Consider the following 2,570-nt stretch of genomic DNA (forward strand, 5'->3'; position numbering starts at 1 on the left):
GGCCGGGGGGCCAGGGCGGGACTCCGCCGCCGTCGTCCTCCCGCGTCACGCCTCCACCCGCGCCGCCGCCGTCCCCGCCGCCCGCGGTGCCGGCGAGCCCGCCGGGCGTGCCGCCCGGGCTGCGGGCCACCGTGCAGGGGGAGAACGTGCAGCTCACCTGGGGCGCGGCGCCACCCAACGGCGCGGCCGTCACCGCTTACCGGATCTCGTGGCAGCCGGCCTCCGGCGCGGGCGGGTCGATGACCCGGCCGGGCAGCGCGCGGTCGGCCACGCTGAGCGGGCTGCGGCAGGGCGTCACCTACACCGTCACGGTGGTGGCCGAGAACAGCGCCGGCCGTGGGGCGCCGGCGACGGTCCAGACCATGGTGCCGGTGCAGCGGACCCCGCAGATCACGATCCGGCGGGGCGAGGACACGACCTACGACGGGTGCGAGGCGCCGGACTGCGCTTTCATGCACGTGGAGATGACCGGGTTCGACCCGAACACCAGGTACGAGGTCGAGGTCTTCTCCGACAACCCCGGCTACTCCAACCCGGGCCGGGGCGTCCGGACCGACGCCGAGGGCAACGAGGTCTTCGAGGACTTCCCCTTCGAGAGCGTCGGCTACCGCGTGTGGGTCGAAGTCAACGGTGTCCGTTCCAACCAGTACGTATGGCCGGGGGGATAGTGAAGAGCGCAACACGGGCGGGCGAGGTCGCCGGGCTGATCGCGAACAACGTGCAGCAGGTGATCCGCGGCAAGCCGGAGCTGGTGCGGCTGGCGGTGGCCGCGCTGCTGGCCGAGGGGCACCTGCTGATCGAGGACGTGCCCGGCCTGGGCAAGACGACGCTGGCGCGGTGCCTGGCGCGCAGCATCGGCGGGAAGTGGAGCCGCATCCAGTTCACGCCGGATCTGCTGCCGGGCGACATCACCGGCGTCAGCGTGTTCCACCAGAAGGACGAGGAGTTCGGGTTCCACCCGGGCGCGGTGTTCGCGAACATCGTGGTGGCCGACGAGATCAACCGCGGCACCCCGAAGACCCAGTCCGCGCTGCTGGAGGTCATGTCCGAGCGGCGGGTCACCGTGGACGGGGTGGCGCACCAGGTGCCGCGGCCGTTCCTGGTGGTGGCCACGCAGAACCCGATCGAGATGGAGGGCACCTACCGGCTGCCCGAGGCCCAGCTCGACCGGTTCCTCATGCGGCTGTCGGTCGGCTACCCGGACGTGGCCTCCGAGGTGCTGGTGATCATGAGCGAGTGCGCCGGGGTCACCGCGGACGACCTGCCCACGGTGGTCGACATCGGCGTGCTGCGCCAGGCCATCGCGGAGGTGCGCGGGTCGCACCTGGACCGGGCGGTGGTCGAGTACGCGGCCCGGCTCGCCGCCGCGACCCGCGAGCACGCCGCGGTGCGGTTCGGCGCGAGCCCGCGCGGCAGCATCGCCCTGGTGCGGACCGCGCAGGCGCTGGCCGCCACCGACGGGCGCACGTTCGTCACCCCCGACGACGTCAAGGACGTGGCCGTGCCGGTGCTGGCGCACCGCCTGATCCTCACCGCGGACGCCGAGCTGAACGGCCGCGGCACGGCGGAGATCGTCACCGAGGTCCTGGCCGCCACCCCGGCGCCGGCGATCGGCGCGGCCCGGCGGTGAGGATGCGGCTGACCGGCCGCGGTCTCGCGGTGCTCGTCGCGGCGGTGCCGTTGCTGGTGTTCGGGCAGTGGGGCGGGTACCCGCTGCTGCGCGCGCTGGGCGCGGTGGCGCTGGTCGCCGTGCTCACCGCGGTGGCCGTCACCGCGCGCGGGCTGGGGGTCGAGGTGCGGCGCGCGGTGTTTCCCGACCGCGTCGAGCGGGGCAGTTCCGCGCTGGCCCGGCTGCGGGTGCGCAACCCCGGGCGGCGGCGGCAGGGCGCGGTCCTGGCCACCGACGGGCTCGGCGGGCGGACCCAGACGGTGCGGGTGCGCCCGCTCGCGCCCGGCGCGGAGGCCACCTACCACTACGAGCTGCCCACCGGGGCGCGCGGGAGGCACCCGGTCGGCCCGCTGACGCTGCACCGGGCCGACCCGTTCGGCCTGGCCGTCAACCGCAAGCCCACCGGCGAGACCTCGGACCTGTGGGTGCATCCGCGGCAGCTGCCGGCCCGGGTGCTGGTCAGCGGCCATCCCCGGCACCACCACGACGGCGCCCGCACCGACGACGCGCTGCGCGGGTCGATCGACCTGCAGGACGTGCGCGAGTACGTGCCCGGCGACGAGGTGCGGCACGTGCACTGGAAGGCGACGGCGCGCACCGGGCGGCTGATGGTGCGGGACCTCGTCGACCCGGAGCAGCCGCGGTTCACGCTGCTGCTGGACACCCGCGCCGGATCGCTGTCGCCGGGCGGGTTCGAGGAGGCGGCCGACGTGGCCGCGTCGCTGCTGGTGGCCTCGGCGCGGGCCGGGTACCCGTCGCGGCTGGTCACCGCGGGCGGGATCGACCTGCCCACGCCCGGCGGCCCGCCCGCGACGCGGCAGCTGCTGGACGAGCTGTGCCAGGTGACGCAGGCCCCGGCCGACGCGCTGGTGCCGGCGACGCTGTCGGCGCGGGGCGGGGC

Annotated in this window: 3 protein-coding genes; all 3 read left to right on the forward strand. The window is 75.6% G+C overall.

Annotated elements, in window-relative coordinates:
* On the forward strand, window positions 1-668 hold a 668-nt coding region (locus D0D15_RS35570; protein ID WP_162830735.1), incomplete at its 5' end, for a fibronectin type III domain-containing protein.
* Entirely contained in the window at window positions 653-1,630 is a 978-nt protein-coding gene (locus tag D0D15_RS35575; protein WP_094005427.1) for an AAA family ATPase, read from the forward strand. The genes D0D15_RS35570 and D0D15_RS35575, both read left to right, overlap by 16 nt.
* Window positions 1,631-1,632: 2 nt before the next feature.
* On the forward strand, window positions 1,633-2,570 hold a 938-nt coding region (locus tag D0D15_RS35580), incomplete at its 3' end, for a DUF58 domain-containing protein (protein ID WP_244215018.1).

It is taken from the genome of Amycolatopsis thermalba (assembly GCF_003385215.1).
GTDB classification, from domain to species: Bacteria; Actinomycetota; Actinomycetes; order Mycobacteriales; family Pseudonocardiaceae; genus Amycolatopsis_E; species Amycolatopsis_E thermalba.